Genomic DNA, 20700 nt, shown 5'->3' on the forward strand with positions numbered 1-20700 from the left:
GCGCCCCCAGGATTTATGCCTGTTCAGTCGCTCCAGTCATCTCCCCTGCTTCGTCCTTGGCACTGCCAATCGGCGCCTGCAGCAACAGGAAGTACGCCACCGCCGAGCACAACGCCACCACCGCACTGATCATGAACGCCGTAGTGAACGAGCCCGAGTACTGGATGCTGAAGCCAGTAGCGATCGGCGCCACGGAGCCGGCAATGTAGCCGCCGAAGTTCTGGATCGAACCAAACGAGGCCACGCGCGGGCTGTCAACGATGGTATTGACGATCATCCAGGCAGTGGCACTGGCCATGTTGATGCTGAACAGTGCCAGGCACAGCAGGATGACGCAGCCTGTCAGGCCGGTGACGAACGACAGCGGCAAGGTGAACAGCGCCGCCAGCACCAGGCCGGTGATGACGCTGAACTTGCGGCTGCCCAGCACAGTCATGCCACCCTTCACCAGCCGGTCGCAGAAGCGCCCGGCAACGATTGTACCCGCCGCACCAAAGCCGTAGGCCAGCGACACGACCCAGGCGGTCTTGTACAGGTCCAGGCCGTGTTCACGCTCGAAGTAGCCCGGCAACCAGGTCAGGTGCAGCCACAGCATATAGATCACACCCATGAAACCCAGCACGGCACCCCAGGTGCTGCGGTGCTTGAACAGGTCCAGCCAGCCGGCGAAGTACGAAGCCTTCGGCGTTTGCACCGGGGCCACAGGCGCCTTGTGTTCCGCTGGCAGCGGCTTGCCTTCGGCCTCCAGTTCCGCCAGGTAACGCGCCTTGCTCTTGTAGAACGTCAGCCAGCACACCGCCAGCACCACGCCGATCACGCCGGTAATGATGAACATGCCGCGCCAGCCGAAGTTGACCATGAACAGCGTCAGCAAGGGCGGCGCCAGGCACGGGCCAAGGCAGGTCGACGACCAGACCACGCCGGTCGGCGTGCCGCGCTCATTGGCATCGAACCACTCCGACAGGGCCTTGGCCGCCGACGGGAACATGGGCGCCTCGCCAATCCCCAGCAGCACCCGCAGGCCCATGAACCCGGCAAAGCTGTTGACCATGCCAAACGCCGCCTGGGCCACCGACCAGCCCAGCAGCGAGGCGCCGAGCGCGACCTTGCTGCCCAGGCGGTCGATGATCATGCCCATTGGCAACTGGGCAAAGGCGTAGGCAATGGAAAACGCCGACAACAGGATGCCCATCTGCGACGGGCTGATCATCATGTCTTTCTGGATGGAGGTGTTGGCGATCGACAGCGCACTACGGTCCAGGTAGTTGACGATGCCGATCAGCAGCAGGAACACAACGGTGATGCGCTGGTACTTCTTCATAGGGTTCATGTGTCGACCTTTATTATTATTGTTGCCGCGCTGTCAGCGCTTTGGCGATCCATCGATGTTCCTGCGCCCCTCCCTTGCGCAGCGTGCCGCTCAAGGCTGGCGTGCGGTAGCTGCAACCTCCAGCAGGCCACGCCGGCCGAGGTTGTCGATCAACGCGCGCAGGCCAAACGCCCACTGCGGTGCCTGGTCGCTGGTGGTCACGCGGTTGCACAGGGTACCCAGTTGCGGGTTGCTGATGGTCACAACATCGCCCGGCTTGTGGGTAAAGCCATTGCCCGGCTGGTCACGGTCCTGCTTGGGGGCGAACAGGGTACCGAGGAAGAGCACCATGCCGTCGGGGTACTGATGGTTTTCGTTGAGGGTTTGCTGCACCAGGTCTTGCGGGTCGCGGCTGATCTGGCGCATGGAACTGCGGCCAGAAAGTATAAAACCGTCCTCCCCCTCAACCCGCAGGTCCACTTCGGCGTTGCGCACATCGTCAAGGCCGAAGCTTTTGTCAAACAGCCGCAGCAGCGGGCCCAGCGCGGTGGAGGCATTGTTGTCCTTGGCCTTGGACAGCAGCAAGGCGCTACGCCCTTCGAAGTCGCGCAGGTTGACGTCGTTGCCGAGCATGGCGCCCTTGATGCTGCCGTCGCTGGATACTGCCAGCACCACTTCCGGCTCAGGGTTGTTCCAGCTGGACTTGGGGTGGATGCCGATATCGGCACCGTGGCCAACTGCCGACAGCGGCTGGGCCTTGGTAAACACTTCGGCATCAGGGCCAATGCCCACTTCCAGGTATTGCGACCACAGGCCCTGCTCCACCAGCACCTTGCGCAGCGCTTCGGCCTGGGCCGAGCCTGGCACGATCTGCGACAGGTCGGCGCCGATACGGCTGGCCAGGGTGTCACGGATGGCATCGGCCTTGGCCGGGTCGCCCTTGGCCTGCTCTTCCACCACACGTTCCAGCAGGCTGGTGGCGAAGGTTACGCCAGCGGCCTTCACCGCCTGCAAGTCGACAGGCGCCAGCAGCCATGGCTGACTCGGGTCGCGCTGGGTGGGGTCGCTGTTGTCCAGCAACACCGATAGCGCCACCAGCGGTTCGGCCAGCGGCAAGGCGCGCAGGTAGGCCACCGGGTCGGCCACTTCCAGCAGGGCCGAGACAGTCGCCACGTGGGTGCTGATGTCGTAGACCGCGCCGGCTTTCACCAGCACCACCGCCGGCCCCTGGTCCGCCAGCCACACCCGCCCTACCCAGCTGCCGCTGTCGAACACACTGGCATCCTGGCTCAGCGGCAGCGGTTGATTGGCGTTCGATCGGTCAGTCATCTGTGTACCCTTACTGTGCATCATTGGGAAAGTGCCGGCAGTTGCAATTGGCCGGCCAGGCGATCAAGGTCAGCCAGCAGCTGTGGCGAGAGGCTCACGCCCTGCTGCAGGGCCTGGCGGCGCAGGGCAAGGCCAGCCTGCCCAGGCAAGCGCACCGGGCGCGCAGGGTCGAGCGGGCGGCTGGCGAGTACCAGTCGGCCCAGGAAGCTGGTTTCATCGGTGAACGCTTCCAAGCCACCGAAGAAGCGCGGGTCGATGACCACGGCAGTGGCCGAGGCGCCCCACTGCTCAGGGGCATCCTTTCGCCCATGGCCGGCCAGGCCGGACGTCAGGGCTTCGACCAGCAGCGCCAGGGCAAAGCCTTTGTGGCCAAAGCCCTGGCCGCCGAGGGGCAGGATGCTGCCTTGCGGGCGGGTAAAGAAATCGACCGGGTCGTCGCTCAGCTGCCCGTCATTGCTCACCAGTACCGGGTGCGGCAGGCGGCTGCCGGCATCGCGGCACTGGCCAACCAGCCCAAGGGTAACGGTCGACATGCTCACGTCCAGCAGGATCGGCTCGCCCTGGGTCGGGATACCGGCAGCAATCGGGTTGGGGGTGTAGATCGGGTCGATGCCACCGTGGGCGCAGACAAGCCCCACGGAGGGGTCCGATGAATAAACCATGGCCACCAGGCCCTGGTCGGTAAAGGGCTTGAGATAGGCGGCCAGGCAGCCAATGTGCGAAGCACGGCGCACCACCGCAATGCCGATGCCCTGCGCAGTCGCACCTTTTGCCGCGCAGTCCAGGGCACGGCTGACGCAGTAAGGCCCCAACAGGTAATGGCCATCGAACACGCTGGCGATGCCACTGTCCGACACCTGTTCCAGTGCCTGTGCGCGGGCCTTGACCTTGCCTTCCTGCATGCCACCGATGTAGCGGCTGACCAGGTTCAGGCCGTGGGTACGGTGCCCGAGCAGTTCACCTTCGAGCAGAACCCGGGTCACCACCTGGGCGACTTCGGTATCGGCACCGGCTTTTTCGAACAGTTGCTCGACAAAAGTGGTGAGCGCTTGCACGTTGTGGTGTGTGGGTTGAGTCATTGTTGTTATCTCGTAAGCGGGACGGGAGCGGTCAATCAGGTCACGGCGCCGATCTGCCAGGGCACGAACTCGTTCTGCCCATATCCGTGCTGTTCGCTTTTGCTGCGTTCCCCGGAAGCAATGCGCAGCATCTGCTCGAAGATGAACGCGCCACGCTCCTCGATGCTGGTGGAGCCATCGGCAATACCGCCGCAATTGACGTCCATGTCCTCTTCCTGGTGTTCGAACACCCGGTTGTTGGTGGCCAGCTTGATCGACGGTGCCGGGGCACAGCCGTAAGCCGAACCACGCCCGGTGGTGAAGGCGATCAGGTTGGCCCCGCCAGCCACCTGGCCAGTGGCCGAGACCGGGTCGTAACCAGGGGTGTCCATGAACACCAGGCCCCGGGCACGCACGGTCTCGGCGTACTGGTACACATCGACCAGGTTGCTGGAACCCGCCTTGGCCACTGCGCCCAGGGACTTCTCGAGGATGGTGGTCAGGCCCCCGGCCTTGTTGCCGGCCGAAGGGTTGTTGTTCAGCTCGGCGTTCATGCGCTGGCAGTAGTCTTCCCACCAGCGGATGCGCGCCACCAGCTTTTCGCCCACCTCACGGCTGACCGCGCGGCGGGTCAGCAAATGCTCGGCGCCGTAGATTTCCGGGGTCTCGGACAGAATTGCGGTACCACCGGCCGCCACCAGGCGGTCCACGGCGTTGCCCAGTGCCGGGTTGGCGGTGATGCCGGAGTAGCCATCGGAGCCGCCACATTGCAGGCCGACCACCAGATGCCGTGCGCTGACCGGTTGGCGCTGGACGTGGTTGGCCTCGGCCAGCAGGCTCTTGACCTGCTCGATGCCGGCAGCAATGGTTTTCGACGTACCGCCGATGCCCTGGATGGTGAAGGCCCGCAGCTGCGCACTGGCTTGCAGGCCCTGGGTTTCCAGCAGGCTTTCGATCTGGTTGGTTTCGCAGCCCAGGCCAATGATCAGTACGGCAGCAAAGTTGGGGTGCACGGCGTACCCGGCAAGGGTGCGGCGCAGCAAGCCAAGGGCTTCGCCGCTGGGGTCTACTGCGCAGCCAGCACCGTGGGTCAGGGCGACCACGCCGTCGATATTCGGGTAGTCGGCAAGTGCCTCAGGGTGGATGTCACGGCGGAAATGGTCGGCCACCGCCCTGGCGACGGTCGCCGAGCAGTTCACCGAGGTGAGAATGCCGATGTAATTACGGGTGGCAACCCGCCCATCGGCGCGCACGATGCCCTGGAACTGCGCTTCGCTGCCAGGCTGGCTGCGAGTGTCGACACCAAACGCATAGTCACGGGCAAAATCCCCCATTTGTACGTTGTGCACATGCACGTGATCGCCGGCATTGATGGCCTGCGAGGCAAAACCGATGATTTGCCCGTAACGGCGCAGCGGCTGGCCCTGCTCCACGCGTTCGGTCGCGAGCTTGTGGCCTGAAGGAATCGGCTGGCGCACGGTAATCGCCTCGGCATCCAGGTGCAGGCCTTGCGGCAAGGCCTGGCGGGCGATAAGCACGTTGTCCAGCGGGTTGAGGCGGATGACGGCAAGGTCACCGGACTTGGCAATCAGTTGCATGGGACCTCTCAGGGCGGTGCGGCGGGCTTCTTGTTATGGCTGTTGCCACTGTAAGAAGCCTTGCGCAGCATTCCCAATGAGATGATCCGATCAATTGATAACCAGTGGTTATCGGAAGTTGTGATTGGGCGGTGATCCTTGATCGCCTAATAGACTGCCCAAGTGCTCAAGCCAGCACATATCCTGTGGGAGCGGGTTCACCCGCGAACACCGGCGCAGCCGGTGCCATGCACCGCGTCGACTGCTTCGCAGGTAAACCCGCTCCCACAGGGACCCCGTGAACCATCAGGTCTTGTCCAAGGCAGTTGCAGACGTAACTTCCTTCTGTCGCTGTTTGGCGCCTTCCAGCAAAATCTCGACAAACGCCCGGGCCGACGCGCTCAGCGGTTCATCCTTGCGGGTGACCACGCCATACTCCAGCGCGGGTACATGCAAGGGGCTGCGCAGCTCCTTGAACTGCCCGCTGGCCAGCTGCGCGGCAACCATCGAACGCGGCAACATGGCAATCATCGGCGCCGATTGCAGCAGCTGCAGGAACATCGGCATGGAGATGGTCTCGACGCTGTCGACGGGCGTGGCAATACCGGCCACCCGGAACGCCTGTTCCAGGCGGTTGCGGATCGGCGTGCCCACCGGGTACAGCACCCACGGCCAGTCGCCCAGCGCCGACAGTGGCGGGCTTTCCAGCTGGTTGAGCGGGTGCTCGCTGTTGACCACCAGGCTGAACGGTTCGGGTTCGAGGGGCTGGAAGTCGAACAGCTGGCTGAAGCGCTCTTCGGTGAAGCGGCCAATCATGATGTCGAGCTTGTTCTGCTCCAGCATGGTCAGCAGGTGATCACTGGAATGCTCCAACACTTCGATCGACAGCAGCGGGCTGCGTGCCTTGATCGCGGCGATGGCCTGGGGCAGTACCAGTGCAGTCGCGGCAAAGATGCCACCGACGCGGATAAAACCGTGCCCGCCGTTGCGCAGGCGGTTGACCTGGTCGACGAATTGCTGCGACTCGGCCAACGCACCCTGGGCATAACGCACCACGTATTCACCCAGCTCAGTGGGCGGCATGCTGCGTGGCAAGCGCTCGAACAGGGCAAAGCCGAACTGCTCTTCGAGATCGCGCAGCATCTTGCTCAGGGCCGGCTGGCTGAGGTTCATGCGCGTGGCGGTTGCGTGCATGTTGCGGGTGCGCGCCAGGGTGTCGATCAGCACCAGGTGCTTGTAGCGGATCCAGTTGCAAAAGCTGGAATGGGTCAGGTCCGGCGACATCGGCAGCAGGCCTCAGGCAGGTGAAAAGGCAGGGTTATTGCGCCCGCAGGTAGCGCAGCAAGGTATCCAGGGCAACCGAGTTGGGCCGCGAGCGCAGGGTCAGCACGCCCAGGTTGGCCATGGTCAGCGGCAGCTCTACCGGCAGGATGGCAACCATGCCATAGCGGGCATAATGCTCGGCCACGTCATTGGGTACCACCGCAATCATTTCGGAGGCTTCGAGCATGGCGGTGGTGGCCAGGATCGAGGCGGTTTCAACGATGTCCAGTGACTGCACCATGCCCCCGGCCTGCAACGCACTTTCGACGCGGCGGCGCATCGGGCTGCCGATGGGGTGCAAGATCCAGGTCAGGGCCACCAGGTCACTCAATTGCAACCCGACAGCCGCCGCCAGAGGGTGCCCGGCGCGGGCAATCACGCGCATCTGCTCGCCGCCTTCAAACAGCTCGATGTTCAGGTCCTGGCTGTCGCTCTGGTCTGGCAGGCGGCCCACGACCATGTCGAAATCGCCGCGCAGCAACGCGGGCAGCAAGGTATCGCTGGTACCCACTTCCAGCGAGATACGCACCTTGGGGTGGTCGCGCTTGTAGGCCAGTACCGCCTTGGTCAGCACGCCCGGTACGGGGCCCATGACGCTGCCCACCCGCACCAGGCCCAAGGCCCCGCGCGCCAGTTCGGCGATTTGCGCCTGGGCATGCTCGAACTCATGCAGCGCGCTTTGTGCATAGCGGATCATCACCTCACCGTAGAGCGTTGCTTGCATGCCGCGCGGCAAGCGCTCGAACAAACGCACGCCAAGGCGTTCCTCAAGCTGCTGCAGCAACAGGCTGGCCGCCGGTTGCGTGGTGTGCATCGCCGCAGCGGCGCGGCGCAGGTTGCCGAACTCGCCCAGCGCATTGAGCAGCGTGATCTGGCGGCTGGAGATTCTCAATGCACCAAGGCTGGCAGGCGCCTGGGTTGGGTCGATTGGCAAGCGAGACATATCGAATCCGGTATCGCTGATTAAGAATTGGCGATTATGCCTGTATCGCTCGACAACCTACAGTCAGGTCTCCCAGCGCTTGAGCAGAACAAGAGTCGACCATGAGCATACGTATTACCCACCTGAGCGTTCGCGACATTCGTTTTCCTACTTCGCTGTCGCTGGATGGCTCCGACGCCATGAACAGCGCCCCCGACTATTCGGCAGCCTACGTGGTGCTGCACACCGACGCCGAGGGCCTTGAAGGCCACGGCCTGACGTTCACCATTGGCCGCGGCAACGAGATCTGCGCGGCAGCGGTGCAGTCACTGGCCCCCCTGATCGTCGGCCTCAGCCTCGAGGAGATTACCGCCGACATGGGCGGTTTCTGGCACCGTTTTACCGTCAGCGACAGCCAACTGCGCTGGCTGGGCCCGGAGAAAGGCGTGATCCACCTGGCCACTGCGGCCATCATCAACGCGGTGTGGGACCTGTGGGCCAAGCGCGAAGGCAAGCCGGTGTGGAAACTGCTGGCCGACATGACGCCCGAGCAACTGGTGCGCTGCCTGGACTTCAGCTACGTCACAGACGTGCTCACCCCCGAGGAAGCCATTGCCCTGCTCCGCCGCCAGGCCCCAGGCAAGGCCCAGCGTGAGGCGCAGATGCTGCGCGAAGGCTACCCCGGCTATACCACCGCGCCAGGCTGGTTGGGTTACAGCGAAGAGAAGATGCGTAAACTGGCCCGCGAGGCCGTGGAAGATGGCTGGACCCACATCAAGCAGAAGATCGGCGCCGACCTGGAAGAAGACATCCGCCGCGCCAGCATCCTGCGCGACGAAATCGGCTGGGAACGTACCCTGATGATGGATGCCAACCAGGTGTGGGGCGTGGAGGAGTCGGTTGCCAACATGCGCCGCCTGGCCGCCTTCGAACCGCTGTGGATCGAAGAGCCGACCAGCCCGGACGACATCCTCGGCCACGCCACCATTCGCCAACGCATCGCGCCGATTGGTGTCGCCACCGGTGAACACTGCCACAACCGGGTCATGTTCAAGCAGATGTTCCAGGCCGGTGCGCTGGATTTCTGCCAGCTGGATGCCGCCCGCCTGGGTGGCCTGAACGAGGTGCTGATCGTGCTGCTGATGGCGGCCAAGTACGACGTGCCGGTGTGCCCGCACGGCGGCGGCGTCGGGCTGTGCGAATATGTGCAGAACATCGCCCTGTTCGACTACATCGCCGTGTCTGCCTCGCTGCACAACCGGGTACTGGAGTACGTCGACCACCTGCATGAGCACTTCATCGACCCGGTGGTGATCCGCCGTGGGCGTTACATGCCGCCGCAACGCCCAGGCTACAGCATCGAAATGCATGCCGAGACCCTGGAACGCTACCAGTACCCCAACGGCGCGGTGTGGCTCGATATCAACCGTTCCTGAACAACAGGCCTGGGTGTGCCCCCAACTGGTGGCACACCACCAGCACTTTTCACGGGGAAAAAAACAATGACAACCCTCACCAGCGCAGCGGCTTCGGCCCCTGCCGCCACCACCGAGCAGCGCCTGAACGGCCTGCTGCTGCGCAAATTGATGCCACTGCTCATCGTCGTCTACGTGATGAGCTTTCTTGACCGCACCAACATCGCCCTGGCGAAAGCCAGCATGGGCATCGACCTGGGCCTGTCGGCAGCGGCCTATGGCCTGGGGGCCGGCCTGTTCTTCCTGACCTATGCGCTGGCCGAAGTGCCCAGCAACCTGATCATGCACCGGGTGGGCGCGCGCTTCTGGATCACCCGCATCATGATCACCTGGGGCCTGCTCTCGGCGGGCATGGCCTTCGTCCAGGGCGAAACGTCGTTCTACATCATGCGCCTGCTGCTGGGGGTGGCCGAAGCGGGCCTGTTCCCCGGGGTGATGCTGTACCTCACCTACTGGTTCGACCGCGAACAGCGCGCCCGCGCCACGGGTTACTTCCTGCTGGGCGTGTGCCTGGCCAACATCCTCAGCGGCCCGCTGGGCGGTGCGCTGCTGGAAATGGACGGCGTACTGGGCTGGCATGGCTGGCAGTGGCTGTTCGTGCTCGAAGGCTTGCCTGCCGTGGCCTTGGCCTATGTGGTGTGGAAGAAGCTGCCCGATGGCCCGGCTTCGGCGCCCTGGCTGTCGGCCGCCGACGCCCAGGACATCGAACGCCGCCTGGCCGCCGAGCGGGCTGCCGCGCCACAGCAGAGCAAACTGGGGCAGATGTTCCGCGACCGGCAGATCTGGCTGGCAATCGCGGTGTACTTCGTGCACCAGATCACCATCTACACGGTGATTTTCTTCCTACCGGGTATCATCGGCACTTACGCTGCGCTATCACCCTTCCAGATAGGCCTGCTGACTGCCGTGCCGTGGATTGCGGCTGCCATCGGTGCTGCCACCTTCCCGCGCCTGGCCACCTCGCCACGCCGTTGCCGCACCCTGCTGTTCTGCGGTTTGCTGACCATGGCGACCGGGTTGCTGCTGGCGTCGCTGGCCAACACGTTCATCGGCCTGATCGGGTTCTCACTGACCGCCCTGATGCTGTTCGTGGTGCAGTCGATCCTGTTTGTCTTCCCGTCCAGCCGACTGAGTGGCAACGCCCTGGCGGCGGGCCTTGCATTTGTCACCACCTGCGGCCTGTTGGGTGGGTTCGTCGGGCCGTCGGTGATGGGCCTGATCGAGCAGGCCACCGGCAGTACGCGCAACGGCTTGTGGATCATTGCCGCATTGCTGGTGCTGGCAGCGGTGCTCAGCACCCGCTTGCGCCAGGGGCAAGAGCAGGCATAGTCAGCGTGAAACGCTGGCAGGTCGCCCGCAGCGCGGCTCCAGTGCCTGCGCCAGGCGCTCCACCGCCTGTTGCAGGTCATCTGGCTGGTCGCCCAGCCAGACCAGTGCCATGCACTGCTGGTAACGCCCCTGCAGGCTGAACTGCCTGCCCGGCAGTGCATGCAAGGCGGAACCTGCCAGCGCCGCAACGATGCAATCCCACCGCAACGGTTGGCGAAAACGCACCCACAGCATTCGCCCCCCCTGGGGCGTCTGCATCGCCACCTGCTGGCCGAACTGCAACGCCAGCGCGCGTACCAGATATTGCATGCGCCTTTCCAGCTCGGTACGCAGCTCTACCAGGTGTATCTCGATCTGCCTCTTACCCAGCATCAGGGCAAGCGCTTGCAGGCGCAGCGGCGCAAGCCGAAAGGCCCGTTCGGCAAATGCCTTGGCCAGTGCCGCGTCATGGCTTAGCACATAGGCGTAAGGTGCCTCGGCCCCCACTGCGGTCTCGAATGCCCCCATTACCAACAGCGAGCGAGGGTCGACCCAGTCGCGCAAGCGCGTGCGTGGCGGCCCGCTGTAACAGTGTTCACTGTCCAGGTCGTTTTCCAGCAACCATACAGGGTGCTCGCCCAGTAGCTGACCAAGCTGCTGCTGGTAGTGCGGCGACACCAGCCGCCCTTGCGGCATGCCCAGGCAAGACGGCATGACCAGCATGCACACCGGCTCGGCGCCAAGCAACCGGGCCAAGGCCCGCAGGTTCGGGTTGCCGCGGCTATCTGCAGGTACTTCCAGCACCCGCATGCCGGCACGTGCCAAAGCGTGCAGCACCTGCCAGCAACAGGGCGACTGCACCAGCACCGTTCCGCCCTGCAAGGCAAGCCCCACGAGCACTGTATCCAGCAACGCTTGCACATCAGGGGCCAGTTGAACATCCTCGGCACGCCAGTACAGGCTGGAGGAACGGGTATAGGACTCAGCCACGGCATTACGCAGACGGGTGTCGCCGAGTGTTTCCCTCGGTGCAACACCGCTGGCGCGCTGACGGGCCAAGCGCCGCTCGTGCCCTAGCAGCATACGCTCCAGCAATGGTTGCACTGGCAAAGGTGACAGCAGGTGCATGGGCGCTGCCGCTGCCTTGGCAGCGACCTGAGCGTAATAGCCGGACCTTGGCAGACACTGGACGCGGCCCTCTTCCTCTAGCAGGTTGTAGGCACTCTGCACGGTAGCCAATGAAACCCGCAGCCGCCGGGACATTGCACGCAGCGACGGCAACTTGCAGGGGCCACCGCCTGAGGCCTGCTCGATCAACGCTTCCAGGTAGCGATACACCTTGCGATAGGCGAACTCGCCAGGGACCGCTTGCCCCATCAAGGCGCCGCCACTGGGCCACGGCGGCGCCCCGACGACGGCCTTGGCAGCAGCTTGAGGTGCACGTCGCGGCGGGCCAGGTGGCTCTGCAAGCGCCAGGCCGTCAGCGGCGTGCGCCCTTCATAGATCGCCCGCAACTGCCCCAGCGGCAGGCCACTGGTATTCACCAGCCAGTCCCTCACCGCATCGGGGCAGGGTTTGCCTTGCAAGGCCCGGTGCAGGTACGGCAGCGCTACCAGCATGTCGGCATGCCGGCACTGCAGAAAACGCTCCAGCTTCTTCCCCTGCCGGGCGAACGGGCTGAACAGCAGGCACACCAGTTGGGTCTGGTTGATACCGTAGGCTTTACCCAGGGGTAGCGTTTGTACATCGCGAGGCTTGCTGTCGGCCGAATGGTCTGCCAGCCGCAACGCCGGGCGAGCAGCCGGCAGCTCAAGGCTGCGTGCACGCAGCTCGCGCAATTGTGCCGGCGCGTACGGGTCGACGAATGCCGACAATGCCCAGGCATCCTCGATCGTTTCGAGTCCACCACCCAGCATCGCGTCAAGTTGCTGCCCTTCAAGCAGCTGCGGCAGCAGGTCATCCATGGCAATCACCCGCAACGGATCCTCCTCCGTGACAGCGCCCTGTGTCGGCTTCGCCAGGCTGCCCGGAGAGACTTCGATAACACCCTGCAACCGGCTCAGCCCGTGGGCCAGCGTCGCCAGGCACTGATGCAACACATGCGGGCCGCGCTCCCCTGCCAGGCGCAGGCTACGCCGGGCCCAGGCCAGGTATCGGCGCCGCTGGCGCACGGGAATGGCGGTGATCAAGACGTCGGCCGATGTCGGTGCCTGCAGTGCACAACACACGGCATCCGCCAGCTCTAGATGCAGGCGGCTACCCAGCAGGGCTTCGGGCCTGGCATCGACCATGTGACCGAACATCAGCATGGCGTTCCTCGCCAGCAGCCCACGTTCGGGCGCAGCCGAAGGCCGACGGCTGAAGGGCACCACGTCGCGCCCTTCGACCATCTGCAACTGAACCCGCGGGTCATCCTGCATGAACAGGGCACTGAAACTGCGCTCGTGGCCTTCGAGCGTATCGCTGGCGGCCACCGGCAGGCTGACCACTAGCACCCGCAACTGAAAGGTTACCGGCGCACGCAGGGCGATGCTCAGTTGCGCCGCACGCAGCATGGCCAGCAGCCGGACACTGCGGCAATCGCCGCCCTGCAGCACCAGCACGCGGAACGTACCGATGCACTCGAGCCCACCTGCCGCCACCAGCAATCGCTGTATCAGCAATTGCAAGGATGCCCGCTGCGCCTGCGACATTTGGCTCAACAAGCGCTCGAGCACTTGCTGGTAGATATAGTGCATTGCCTGATCGTGAATAGCCGTCACGAAATCACCTCATCAACTTCATGCAGCCAACGCGTGCTGAATCTTGTGTTCAAGTTTCAATACGTCCTGTGCTTACCCCGAAGAAATTTCCTACGATCAAATTGAAGTAATGACGTAACGCATCACTGTCGCCAGACCATCGAAAAAACATCAATGCCGCGACGGCCCGTCGCTACCACACATAGCTGATCCTCAGGCATAGCCATGCTCATTCCACGCTCCTTGCGCAAACTATCATGGGGCTATTATCGGGGGATGCAGAGCGAATATAAGATACAGATCGAGGTAAAAAAACCATTCAGCAAGATTGCAGAGACACACTGAACCTCTAGCGGGAAGCGTTCAAGTCTGAATAGTTGGCGGAATATTTCCACACAATCACAGGCCATTGCCTTATATGTAGTCCACGTCTGACTTCGATGTAGGAATGGTCTTTTTATTAGGGCTGAAATGATTCTGCTCGCCCACAAAAAACCCGGGACTCTGCCCGGATTTGTCGGCATTGCGAACCGCTGTCAGTGTTGCGCCATGTCCAGCACCACTCGCCCACCGCACGGGCATTGGTCCATGTAACGATGTGCCTCCACCACCTGCTCGAACGGGTACACCTTGATGATCTGCGGTGTCAGCAGCTGGTCAGCAGTGAACTGGTTGATGTCGCGCAAGGCACGCTGCAGCGCCACCTGGTCCTGGCTGATGCCAAGTTCCGGTTTGCCGGTGAAGTTACCGATGCAATGCACGTAGAACTGGATATTCTTCTGGAAGGCTGCACAGGCCGGGAAAGGCGTCTGGTTACCGCCCTGCAGGCCATACAGCACCAGGCTGCCACGCGGCGCCAGCACATCGCCCAGCAGCGACATCTGCGGCCCGCCCATGCCGTCGAGGACCATGTCAACGCCGCGGCCATCGGTGTACTTGCCTACCTGCAGTAACAGGTCCTGCTCCTCGGTGACAATCACCTTGTCGGCACCCAGGCCCAGCAGGTACTCACGCTGCTCAGCCTCTTTGGTAGCTGCGAACACTTTCAGCCCCAAGGCCTTGCCCAATTGCACGAAGGCGGGGCCGGCACAATGGCTGGCATCGGTCACCAGCGCGGTCTGCCCGGCCTTGGCACGGGCCAGGTCAACATAGGCAAAATAGGCGATCAGCAAGGGCGTGTAGTGCACACTGGCCTCGATCGGGGTAAGCACATCCGGGTAGCGGGTAATGGCGGTGCGCGGCAGCACGATGACATCACCGTACACCGGGTGGTCATTGGCACTGGTGGCCGGGAAGCTGGCGACCCGGTCGCCCACCGCAATGTCCTCGACCCCTTCACCGACCGCAGTCACCACCCCGGCCATTTCGTGGCCGATGCCCGCCGGCAGGCGTGCCTGGGACGGCGCCAGGTTCTGGCGCCAAAGCACGTCATACCAACTGACGCCAATCGCCTCGACGCGGATCTGTACCTCGTCGGCAGCGGGTGACGGTTCGGCCTGCTCCTCGCAACGGAGCACATCGGCAGCGCCGAACTTGTGGAAACGGATCATGCGGGACATCGCATACCTCGCCTTTGTGAACCTCTAATTACCACTGACTTTATCCGGGCTTTGACGGTTAGACCATCAGTGGTCATTAATAGTCGACATGCTTGTCATCGATTGGGCACCTGACTTTCCCTGCGATTGGTCCCCCTAAACCCGTGCAGGGTAACAGCCTTTGGCCTTAAGATTCACCTCTGCCCCACATTAGGCGAAGCGCACCGATGAATCGAAACGACCTGCGTCGTGTAGACCTCAACCTGCTGATCGTGTTCGAAACGCTGATGCACGAGCGCAGCGTGACCCGTGCCGCAGAAAAACTGTTTCTCGGCCAACCGGCCATCAGCGCGGCGCTGTCGCGCCTGCGCAACCTGTTCGATGACCCGCTGTTCGTGCGCACGGGGCGCAGCATGGAGCCGTCGGCACGGGCCCACGAGATCTTCGCCCTGCTGTCACCGGCACTGGATTCGATTTCCACTGCAGTCAGCCGCGCCGCCGAATTCGACCCGGCCACCAGCAATGCGGTGTTCCGCATCGGCCTGTCGGACGACGCCGAGTTCGCCTTGCTGCCGCAACTGCTCAAGCGCATTCGCGCCGAGGCGCCCGGTATCGTGCTGGTGGTGCGACGGGTCAATTACTTGCTGATGCCAACCCTGCTGGCCTCGGGCGAGATTTCGGTGGGGGTCAGCTACACCAGCGAACTGCCGGCCAACGCCAAGCGCAAGGTGTTGCGCCGCAGCATGCCGAAACTGCTGCGCGCCGACAGCGTACCCGGCAGCATCACCCTGGATGACTTCTGCGCCCGGCCCCATGCGCTGGTGTCGTTTGCCGGGGACTTGTCCGGGTTCATCGACGAAGCCCTGGAAGAAATCGGCCGCAAGCGCCACGTGGTGCTGGCTGTGCCGCAGTTCAACGGGCTGGGGAGCTTGCTGGCAGGCACCGATATCGTGGCGACGGTACCGGACTACACGGCGGATGCACTGACGGCCGCCGGCGGCTTGCGGGCCGAGGATCTGCCGATACCCGTGCGCAGTTTCGAACTGCACATGGCCTGGCGCGGGGCACAGGACAATGACCCGGCGGAGCGGTGGCTGCGGTCGCGGATACAGATGTTCTTCGGGGACCCTGAGAGTCTTTAGAGGATCGTGTCCCGAGAGGTGGTGTAACTCATCCTGCGGCGCTACTGAGCGTCCTCCCCGCCTATGCTTGATCAGCAGAAAACCAAGATTGACCGTGTAAGGATTATTCCTTACCATTCAATCAATACATCTGGGAGAACGCTCATGCCTGCCATCCACGAAATCGCCACGTTGACCTCGAAGGGGCAGGTCACAGTGCCCAAGTCCGTTCGCCAGCTTTTAGGCCTCGACACGGGTGGCAAGATCGCATTCGACGTACGCGCCGGGGAAGTCGTGGTCAGCCGCGTAGAATCCATCCATGAGGACCCTGCCATCGGTGCATTCCTGGGTTTGCTGGAGGCTGATATCCGAAGCGGGCGCAACCTCACCACCCTGCCGGAAGACCTGGCGCAAACCATGCTCGCCAATGCGGGCCACGCTGTAAATCTGGACGAAGATATCGACGGTGAGGTCGCGATCTGATGCTGCGACATGGCTGGACACTGTTGTTCCATGAAGGTGTGACTTTACAGCTACGCAAATTGCAAGAAGCCGCCGCCCGGGCCGAGCAGAACGACCCGCAAGGTTTTGAAAGCAACGCCAACGTCAAGCTGTTTCGGGCATTGAGCCATCTGATCATGGAGGCTGTGCCTGCCGACCCGGGCCGTGACGAGTTCCGCCAAGGCAACACGCTGGGCACCGCCTACCGACATTGGCGGCGGGCGAAAATCGGTAGGCGCTTTCGGCTGTTCTTTCGCTACGACTCAAGGTCCAAGGTCATCGTCTACGCATGGGTGAACGACGAAAATACTCTACGGTCCGCAGGCAGCAAATCCGATCCCTACGCCGTATTCGAGAAGATGCTGGGCCGCGGCAACCCTCCTGATGACTGGGATACGCTGACTGCTGCGACGCGTAGCGACTGGGACGAGCCCAAAGCATAAGCTGCGCGACTGGGTGAGGGATTGCACGTTCGACACCGCCCCCTCGGTGCTTCCACTGTAATCCACTCGTAGCTGCCGGAAAAACGCACATTGCGTTTCTGCGCCCCTTCATTCAACGGTTTGCCGGGCTACACCCGAGCGCTGCTGGACTGTTTGTCTCTACCGCTAACCGGCAAGGCTTGACTCTACCGTAAGGGGCAGACTTTACCCTTGGTACTTCATTACCTGGAGTTTGTCATGAAGCGCAAACGCATGCTCGTAATCCTCGGCCACCCTTCGAACGACAGCTTTTGCGGCGCTGTGTCCGAACGTTATGTCGAGGCTGCCACGCAAGCAGGCCATGAGGTGCGCCTGCTGCGCCTGGACACCCTGGATTTCGATCCGGTCTTGCACGATGGCTATAACCAGATCCAGTTGCTTGAGCCCGATTTGATCAACGCACAGAACGACATTACCTGGGCCGAACACCTGACATTGGTATACCCGATCTGGTGGGGCGGCATTCCGGCATTGCTCAAGGGGTTCTTCGACCGCGTGTTTCTGCCCGGTTTTGCCTTCAAGTACCGCAAGGGCTCGCCCTTCCCGGATAAGCTGCTCAAGGGCCGCACGGCTCACCTTCTGGTGACCATGGACACGCCGCCGTGGTACTACCGGTGGGTGTATCGTATGCCAGGCCTGCACCAAATGCGCAAGACCACCCTGGAGTTCTGCGGCATAAAACCCCTGAAAACCCTGACCTTCGGTCCGGTATTGGGTTCCAGGCCGGAACAGCGTGAAGCCTGGCTCAAACAAGTCCAGGCAGTCGCCAGCCGCTGATCGGCCCCGGTCGGGCCGTGCCCCTGCACTGTCCAGCCGAGCCTCCCTGCTGTGACGCCTTGTCCAACTTGGCTTCCCCCCCCCTGACGCTTGTGCAAAAATGTCGCGCGCCTGTACGAGCACGCGACATCTTTTCGCTTCTGATGCGTCAAAAAAGGGATTTTCATGTACATCGGCAAAGCCGCCCAGCTGTCGGGCACCACCGTCAAAAGCATCCGCCATTACGAAGAAATCGGCCTGTTGCCCCCACCGCAACGCGAAGGCAAGTACCGCATCTACAGCCAGCAAAGCGTAGAGCTGCTGACCTTCATCAAATGCGCTCAGCAACTCGGTTTCAAGCTCAAGGAAATGCAGGCCATTCTGCAGGATCATCGCGGCCAGGAGCTGCCCTGGGATCTGGCCATGCAGGCCATCGATAACAAAAAGCAGGAATTGATGGGGCAGATCCAGGCCTTGCAGCAAGTGCATGACGGCTTGGTTGAGTTTGAGCTGAGCCTCAAGGATGCTCAGATGCAATGCCAGTTCGAACACCTGGAAAAAGCCCGCTGAATCCGCTCCGCCGCCCCTGAACGGCCATGGCGCCCCGTGCCGTTTTCAGCACGCAGGCGCCCCGTCGATTTAGCCTGGCACAGCCCCATCCCCCGGCTGCTCGCCCTCTTGCACTGCTGGCTGCGGCACAATCGAGGCAAAGAACCACGGCGAAATCAGCGTGACCAACAAAATGGTCATGAAGCCGCTGGATGACAGCGCCAGTATCACCAATACCCCCAGGTCAATGACAGGTTTGTAGGCGGAGAACAGCAGCGCGACAAAGCCCATCGAAAAGATCACGACGTTGACCACCGTCGAGCGCCCGACGCCCTGCATGGCCGCCAGGATGGCCTCGTCGATCTCGATGCCCTTCTGCACCAGCATCTTGATCCGTGACAGCAGGTGAACGGCGTAATCCACTACGCCCACCACCAGGAACGTCACCAGTGTGGTACCGATGTTCAACTCGATATCCAACAGGTACATGCTGCCGTACACCGTCACCGACGTGGTCAACAACGTCAGCATGCCGAGGATGCCCAGGCGTACTGACTTGAGCCAGAACATCATCATCAAGGTCACGGCCAGCAACGCCAGCGAGAAGCTCAGCACCTGACCCTGGGTGATTTCCTGCAACACCCCGGTCCATATGTACGGCGTACCGGCATGGGTGACTTGCAGGTTGGCCGGTTTGTTGATGACCAGCCAGGCGTCCAGTTTATCGAGCATCGCCTGGTAATCGCCCGCCACAGAGGAGGTCATGGTGAACAGCGTCACCGCCTTCGAGTAATCGGCATTGAGCACGTTCTGCAAGTCAGTACCGCCACCGTTCTCGAACATCATGATGTGTTGTTCGATGAGTGAGTTGCCATCGACATCGAAGGTCTCCGGTTTGCCGTCATCATCGACCACCGTCACCTGCTCCACCGCCTGCGGCACCCGCAGGAAAGCAGGGTTCATGTCGTTTAGCACGAGGTTCATGCGCTTGATGTAGGTCGCCACCGAATAGGTGTAACTCACGTTCGGCTGGGCCTTGATGAACTGGTCCAGACGTTCGAGGAACTGCACGGTTTCAGTGGTCAGCGCGCCACGCGGAGTCTTGGTGTCGAAAGCGATCCAGCCCGGCGATGTACCCGCGACTCCGGCCCGGTTGATGAACTCGTCGGACATCCGCACCGGGCTGTCCTTCTTGAAGTAGGCAATGCCAGAGTCTTCGATATCGACCTTGAACGTGAACACCGTCATCATCGCCAACAACGGCAGGGTCACCAGCAATACCGGCTTGCGCCAGCGAATCAGCCAGGCACAGAACACCACCAGATAGTGGGAGATCAGCGACGCTTTGAGTTGCACTTTGCGCGGGACGGCATCTTTGCCCCAGATCGAAATCCACGCCGGAATCAGTAGCAACGAGATGATCAGCGCCGCCGTCAGGCCGATGGACATGAACACGCCAAAGTTGCGGATGCTGACAATGTTGTTGGTGGTGGAAATCAGGAACGTCGCAATAGTCGTGACCGTTGTCAAAACTACCGGCGTGACCATCAGGCGCTGGGTTTCACGGTTGGCTTCGCGGAAAGACTTACCCGAATTGAGCTGTTCGTAATACTCGGCCATGACGTGGATCGCGTCGGCACAACAGATGGTGAACAGGAACACCGGCAAGACACTGGTGAGCAAGTCCATCGGCACACGCAGCAGCGCCATCAGGCCAAGGGTCCAGATGGTGCAGAACAGGATATTGAACAGCGGCAGCACCACGCCAAGTGGTTTGCGAAAGAAGAAAACCAGCAGAGAGGTCACCAGCAGGAACACGATCGGGAACAGCATCGCCAGGTCGTGATCGATGATTTCCTGCTGGGCCGCAATGAAGATCGGCATGCCGGCGATGAACACCTCGTCGGTGAACTCCGGGTGGGCGGCCTGGTACTTCGCGATGATCTCGCGGACCTGGTGATAGGCACGCAACTGGGCCTGAGCATCGTCCTGTTTGGTGCCCAGTTCGGCGACGACCATGGCGACTTTCTTGTCCGCCGAGACGACGCCACCGACCATCTGCTCGTTGCCCATGATCTGCGCTTCGACCTTGATCGGGTCCATATCCAGGGCGTGCAGGGTCTTGTGGATCCACAACTCGCCATCGGCACTCAAGCTGATGTTCTCCAGGTCAGCCATCGAGGCCATTTCCTGGATCGGGTTGAGCCGCTCGGCAAGAAAGCTCAGGAACTGCAGGTCATGGCTGTCCCAGTGCCGGGCAATCCCGAGGTCGCGCAGCGCTTTGGCGGCAGCGTAATCGTTCTGCGAAAAACCCTCGGCGAGGATCTGCACCAGCAAGGCCTGAGCATCAGGGTCGCCACTGTGGAGGCCCACGATGCGCTGCAGTTCGACACGGTCCTCATCGTTCGCCAGCATCAACTGGCGTATGGCCTGGGACAGTTCGAACTGGGCGTTCAGCGACGTGGTGTTGAAGACACTCTCGGGGTTGTTCAGCGCCACCATGACCGAGTCATACGTGCCGGTGAACTCGCGCTGCAAATCAATGATCGTCTTGCGCGCCGGGTGAGTGTCCTTGAGCAGATACGGATTGGTGTCCGACATCAGCGCGCCGAGGGTGTAGGTGAAGTAGGCGGTGATCGCCACCAGCACGAACACAATTGCCCGCGCATAGCGCTCGACGAAGTTCAGGTATCTTTCCATGAATGAGGGTT

At 62.3% G+C, this 20700-nt stretch carries 17 protein-coding genes; 7 read left to right on the forward strand and 10 right to left on the reverse strand.

What is annotated here, in order from left to right:
- Positions 1 to 13: 13 nt before the first annotated feature.
- The 6 genes from SB765_RS14930 to SB765_RS14955 form a co-directional block, all read right to left on the reverse strand.
- A complete protein-coding gene (locus SB765_RS14930; RefSeq protein WP_410931597.1) occupies positions 14 to 1321 on the reverse strand; it encodes an MFS transporter in 1308 nt (435 codons plus the stop codon).
- A 99-nt stretch (positions 1322 to 1420) separates the two neighbouring features.
- Positions 1421 to 2638 carry a fumarylacetoacetate hydrolase family protein gene (locus SB765_RS14935; protein WP_410931516.1) on the reverse strand — a complete coding sequence of 406 codons (1218 nt, stop codon included), beginning with the start codon at positions 2636 to 2638 and terminating at the stop codon, positions 1421 to 1423.
- Positions 2639 to 2658: 20 nt separating this feature from the next.
- The gene (locus SB765_RS14940; protein WP_341795787.1) at positions 2659 to 3717 is read right to left on the reverse strand and encodes an Ldh family oxidoreductase; all 1059 of its coding nucleotides are present in this window, start codon (positions 3715 to 3717) and stop codon (positions 2659 to 2661) included.
- 35 nt (positions 3718 to 3752) lie between these two features.
- The gene (locus tag SB765_RS14945; RefSeq protein WP_341795788.1) at positions 3753 to 5294 is read right to left on the reverse strand and encodes a UxaA family hydrolase; all 1542 of its coding nucleotides are present in this window, start codon (positions 5292 to 5294) and stop codon (positions 3753 to 3755) included.
- A 285-nt stretch (positions 5295 to 5579) separates the two neighbouring features.
- Positions 5580 to 6557, reverse strand: coding sequence for a LysR family transcriptional regulator (locus SB765_RS14950; protein WP_410931517.1), 978 nt, complete (start codon positions 6555 to 6557; stop codon positions 5580 to 5582).
- A 34-nt stretch (positions 6558 to 6591) separates the two neighbouring features.
- A complete protein-coding gene (locus tag SB765_RS14955) occupies positions 6592 to 7539 on the reverse strand; it encodes a LysR family transcriptional regulator (protein WP_341795790.1) in 948 nt (315 codons plus the stop codon).
- 101 nt (positions 7540 to 7640) lie between these two features.
- On the opposite strand from SB765_RS14955, the gene SB765_RS14960 reads away from it, so the two are divergent.
- Positions 7641 to 8954 (forward strand): L-fuconate dehydratase, encoded by a 1314-nt coding sequence (locus SB765_RS14960; protein WP_016500049.1) that lies wholly within the window; start codon positions 7641 to 7643, stop codon positions 8952 to 8954.
- Between the two features lie 66 nt (positions 8955 to 9020).
- Positions 9021 to 10322 (forward strand): MFS transporter, encoded by a 1302-nt coding sequence (locus SB765_RS14965; protein WP_258656987.1) that lies wholly within the window; start codon positions 9021 to 9023, stop codon positions 10320 to 10322.
- On the opposite strand, the gene SB765_RS14970 is transcribed toward SB765_RS14965, so the two are convergent.
- The 3 genes from SB765_RS14970 to SB765_RS14980 form a co-directional block, all read right to left on the reverse strand.
- On the reverse strand, positions 10323 to 11678 hold the full coding sequence (locus SB765_RS14970; RefSeq protein WP_410931518.1) for an aminotransferase class I/II-fold pyridoxal phosphate-dependent enzyme: 1356 nt from the start codon (positions 11676 to 11678) through the stop codon (positions 10323 to 10325).
- On the reverse strand, positions 11678 to 13063 hold the full coding sequence (locus tag SB765_RS14975; protein WP_410910539.1) for a hypothetical protein: 1386 nt from the start codon (positions 13061 to 13063) through the stop codon (positions 11678 to 11680). The genes SB765_RS14970 and SB765_RS14975 overlap by 1 nt, the downstream gene beginning before the upstream one ends.
- A 515-nt stretch (positions 13064 to 13578) precedes the next feature.
- Positions 13579 to 14601, reverse strand: coding sequence for a zinc-dependent alcohol dehydrogenase family protein (locus SB765_RS14980; protein WP_016500053.1), 1023 nt, complete (start codon positions 14599 to 14601; stop codon positions 13579 to 13581).
- A 206-nt stretch (positions 14602 to 14807) separates the two neighbouring features.
- Here SB765_RS14980 and SB765_RS14985 point away from each other — a divergent pair, with 206 nt between their 5' ends.
- From SB765_RS14985 to SB765_RS15005, 5 genes are all read left to right on the forward strand, one after another.
- Positions 14808 to 15722, forward strand: coding sequence for a LysR family transcriptional regulator (locus tag SB765_RS14985; protein ID WP_014591302.1), 915 nt, complete (start codon positions 14808 to 14810; stop codon positions 15720 to 15722).
- Between the two features lie 144 nt (positions 15723 to 15866).
- The gene (locus SB765_RS14990; protein WP_014591303.1) at positions 15867 to 16184 is read left to right on the forward strand and encodes a type II toxin-antitoxin system PrlF family antitoxin; all 318 of its coding nucleotides are present in this window, start codon (positions 15867 to 15869) and stop codon (positions 16182 to 16184) included.
- Entirely contained in the window at positions 16184 to 16645 is a 462-nt protein-coding gene (locus tag SB765_RS14995; RefSeq protein WP_014591304.1) for a type II toxin-antitoxin system YhaV family toxin, read from the forward strand. The genes SB765_RS14990 and SB765_RS14995 overlap by 1 nt, the downstream gene beginning before the upstream one ends.
- A gap of 237 nt (positions 16646 to 16882) precedes the next feature.
- Positions 16883 to 17461: an NAD(P)H-dependent oxidoreductase gene (locus SB765_RS15000; RefSeq protein WP_014591305.1), complete on the forward strand. Its 579-nt coding sequence runs from the start codon at positions 16883 to 16885 to the stop codon at positions 17459 to 17461.
- A 165-nt stretch (positions 17462 to 17626) separates the two neighbouring features.
- Positions 17627 to 18010: a MerR family transcriptional regulator gene (locus tag SB765_RS15005; RefSeq protein WP_003253954.1), complete on the forward strand. Its 384-nt coding sequence runs from the start codon at positions 17627 to 17629 to the stop codon at positions 18008 to 18010.
- Positions 18011 to 18079: 69 nt separating this feature from the next.
- On the opposite strand, the gene SB765_RS15010 is transcribed toward SB765_RS15005, so the two are convergent.
- The gene (locus tag SB765_RS15010; RefSeq protein WP_014591306.1) at positions 18080 to 20689 is read right to left on the reverse strand and encodes an efflux RND transporter permease subunit; all 2610 of its coding nucleotides are present in this window, start codon (positions 20687 to 20689) and stop codon (positions 18080 to 18082) included.
- Positions 20690 to 20700 lie beyond the last annotated feature (11 nt).

Origin of the sequence: Pseudomonas sp. SIMBA_067, assembly GCF_046534675.1 — a bacterium.
GTDB lineage: Bacteria > Pseudomonadota > Gammaproteobacteria > Pseudomonadales > Pseudomonadaceae > Aquipseudomonas > Aquipseudomonas putida.

Excerpts from the sequence above, each read along its gene's own strand:
- SB765_RS14930 (WP_410931597.1), bottom strand. The coding sequence starts at position 1,321 with ATGAAGAAGTACCAGCGCATCACCGTTGTGTTCCTGCTGCTGATCGGC.
- SB765_RS14935 (WP_410931516.1), bottom strand. The coding sequence starts at position 2,638 with ATGACTGACCGATCGAACGCCAATCAACCGCTGCCGCTGAGCCAGGAT.
- SB765_RS14940 (WP_341795787.1), bottom strand. The coding sequence starts at position 3,717 with ATGACTCAACCCACACACCACAACGTGCAAGCGCTCACCACTTTTGTC.
- SB765_RS14945 (WP_341795788.1), bottom strand. The coding sequence starts at position 5,294 with ATGCAACTGATTGCCAAGTCCGGTGACCTTGCCGTCATCCGCCTCAAC.
- SB765_RS14950 (WP_410931517.1), bottom strand. The coding sequence starts at position 6,557 with ATGTCGCCGGACCTGACCCATTCCAGCTTTTGCAACTGGATCCGCTAC.
- SB765_RS14955 (WP_341795790.1), bottom strand. The coding sequence starts at position 7,539 with ATGTCTCGCTTGCCAATCGACCCAACCCAGGCGCCTGCCAGCCTTGGT.
- SB765_RS14960 (WP_016500049.1), top strand. The coding sequence starts at position 7,641 with ATGAGCATACGTATTACCCACCTGAGCGTTCGCGACATTCGTTTTCCT.
- SB765_RS14965 (WP_258656987.1), top strand. The coding sequence starts at position 9,021 with ATGACAACCCTCACCAGCGCAGCGGCTTCGGCCCCTGCCGCCACCACC.
- SB765_RS14970 (WP_410931518.1), bottom strand. The coding sequence starts at position 11,678 with ATGGGGCAAGCGGTCCCTGGCGAGTTCGCCTATCGCAAGGTGTATCGC.
- SB765_RS14980 (WP_016500053.1), bottom strand. The coding sequence starts at position 14,601 with ATGTCCCGCATGATCCGTTTCCACAAGTTCGGCGCTGCCGATGTGCTC.
- SB765_RS14985 (WP_014591302.1), top strand. The coding sequence starts at position 14,808 with ATGAATCGAAACGACCTGCGTCGTGTAGACCTCAACCTGCTGATCGTG.
- SB765_RS14990 (WP_014591303.1), top strand. The coding sequence starts at position 15,867 with ATGCCTGCCATCCACGAAATCGCCACGTTGACCTCGAAGGGGCAGGTC.
- SB765_RS14995 (WP_014591304.1), top strand. The coding sequence starts at position 16,184 with ATGCTGCGACATGGCTGGACACTGTTGTTCCATGAAGGTGTGACTTTA.
- SB765_RS15000 (WP_014591305.1), top strand. The coding sequence starts at position 16,883 with ATGAAGCGCAAACGCATGCTCGTAATCCTCGGCCACCCTTCGAACGAC.
- SB765_RS15005 (WP_003253954.1), top strand. The coding sequence starts at position 17,627 with ATGTACATCGGCAAAGCCGCCCAGCTGTCGGGCACCACCGTCAAAAGC.
- SB765_RS15010 (WP_014591306.1), bottom strand. The coding sequence starts at position 20,689 with ATGGAAAGATACCTGAACTTCGTCGAGCGCTATGCGCGGGCAATTGTG.